The 2,337-nt window shown below is 65.9% G+C and carries 1 protein-coding gene; it reads right to left on the bottom strand.

Features of this window, described 5'->3' with window-relative positions:
- On the bottom strand, positions 1-2,126 hold a 2,126-nt coding region (locus tag ACR2JA_RS08035; RefSeq protein ID WP_434008575.1), incomplete at its 3' end, for a YgiQ family radical SAM protein.
- Positions 2,127-2,337: the final 211 nt, after the last annotated feature.

Raw genomic sequence — 2,337 nt, 5'->3', positions numbered from 1 at the left:
TTGCCGTTGCCGATCAGGTCGGCGCGGCCCATGGCCTTGAGCGCCTCGCGCAGCAGCGGCCAGTTGTTGGGGTCGTGGTAGCGCAGAAAGGCTTTGTGCAGGCGGCGGCGTTTGTCGCCGCGCACGATGTCCACCCGCTCGGCCCGCTCGTCGCGGTGGATGCCTTTGAGCGGGTTGAGGTTGCTGTGGTACATCGCCGTGGCGGTGGCCATGGGGCTGGGATAGAAGGTCTGCACCTGGTCGGCGCGGAAGCCGTTTTTCTTGAGCCAGATGGCGAGGTTCATCATGTCCTCGTCGCTGGTGCCGGGGTGGGCGGCGATGAAGTACGGGATGAGGAACTGCTTCTTGCCCGCCTCCTCGCTGTACTTCTCGAACATCGTCTTGAAGCGGTCGTAACTGCCAATGCCCGGCTTCATCATCTTGGACAGCGGCCCGCCTTCGGTGTGCTCGGGCGCGATCTTGAGATACCCACCCACGTGGTGCTGCACCAGTTCCTTGACGTATTCCGGGCTCTTGACCGCCAGGTCGTAGCGCAGACCGGAGCCGATCAGGATCTTCTTGATGCCCTTGAGCGCGCGCGCCCGGCGGTAGATCTTGATCAGCGGGTCGTGGTTGGTCGTGAGGTTCTGGCAGATGCCGGGGTAGACGCAGCTGGGCTTGCGGCAGGCGGCTTCGATCTCGGGGCTGCGGCAGCCCAGGCGGTACATGTTGGCCGTCGGCCCGCCGAGGTCGCTGACCACGCCGGTGAAGCCCGCCACCTTGTCGCGCATTTCTTCGACTTCGCGAATGATCGAATCTTCCGATCGGCTCTGGATGATGCGACCCTCGTGCTCGGTGATGGAGCAGAAGGTGCAGCCGCCAAAGCAGCCGCGCATGATGTTCACGCTGAAGCGGATCATTTCCCAGGCCGGGATCTTGGTCGCGCCGTCGTGTTTGCCGTGTTCGTCGGCGTAGGCCGGGTGCGGGCTGCGGGCGTAGGGCAGATCGAAGGCGTAGTCCATCTCGGCCGTGGTCAGCGGGATGGGTGGCGGGTTGATCCAGACGTCGCGCGCGGTTGCGCCTTCGCCGTGCGCCTGCACCAGCGCGCGGGCGTTGACGGGGTTGGTTTCCAGGTGCAGCACGCGGTTGGCGTGGGCATAGAGCACGGCGTCGCTCTTGACCTGCTCGTAGCTGGGCAGGCGGATGACAGTGCGCTCGCGCGGCAGTTTGGCCACGCCGCCCGCGCCTTGCGGGCGGTGGATGGTGATGGGTTTGACCTGCGGGTCGCTCGCTGGAGCGGCGGCGCCCTCGTCCTTGGAACAGCTCTGGCCTTGCGCTTGCGCCTGCTCGCTGGTGGTCAGGTAGGGGTTGATGTGGTCTTCGACATGGCCCGGCTGGTCGACTTCGGTCGAATCGAGCTCGATCCAGCCTTCGGCCGTCAGGTCGCCGGGGCGGCGCACGAAGGCGGTGCCGCGCACGTCGGTGATCTGCTCGATCGGTTCGCGCGCGGCGATGCGGTGCGCCACCTCGACCAGCGCCCGTTCGGCGTTGCCGTAGAGCAGCAGGTCACATTTCGCGTCCACCACGATGCTGCGGCGCACCTTGTCGCTCCAGTAGTCGTAATGGGCGATGCGGCGCAACGAACCTTCGATACCTCCCAGCACGATGGGCACGTCCTTGTAGGCCTCGCGGCAGCGCTGGCTGTAGACGATGGCGGCGCGGTCGGGGCGCTTGCCGCCCACGTCACCGGGGGTGTAGGCGTCGTCGCTGCGGATCTTCCGGTCGGCGGTGTACCGGTTGATCATGGAATACATGTTGCCCGCGGTCACGCGCCAGAACAGGTTGGGCTTGCCCAGCGCCTTGAAGGGCTCGGCGCTCTGCCAGTCGGGCTGGGCGATGATGCCGACGCGAAAGCCCTGCGCCTCCAGCACCCGGCCGATCACGGCCATGCCGAAGCTGGGGTGGTCCACATAGGCGTCGCCCGTCACCAGGACGATGTCGCACGAATCCCAGCCGAGCTGCTCCATCTCTGCCCGGCTCATGGGCAGGAAGGGCGCGACACCGAAGCGCTTGGCCCAGTACGGGCGGTAACTGGTCAGCGGCTTGGCGTTGCGCGCGAAAAAGGAGACGTCGATGGGCGCGTTCATGGGGCAGAGGGCTGGACGGAACCCGCAAGTGTAGGTTTTTGGGGCGTTCCGGTCGACTTCGCCCTTGAACAGCCCTGGCGCGAGGCGGGCGTTACGTGTGGATGCAGATGAGACAGAAGTGACACTTGCGCGCTTGACGTGGATCAAGGGATGGCTGGCTGATAGGCGCACGATGGGGACCAACAGATACCAAGGGGAGTACCCGAGGTGG

It is taken from the genome of Hydrogenophaga sp. (assembly GCF_051007235.1).
In the GTDB taxonomy this organism is placed as follows: Bacteria; Pseudomonadota; Gammaproteobacteria; order Burkholderiales; family Burkholderiaceae_C; genus Hydrogenophaga.
This window is presented reverse-complemented; position numbering and strand designations above follow the sequence as displayed.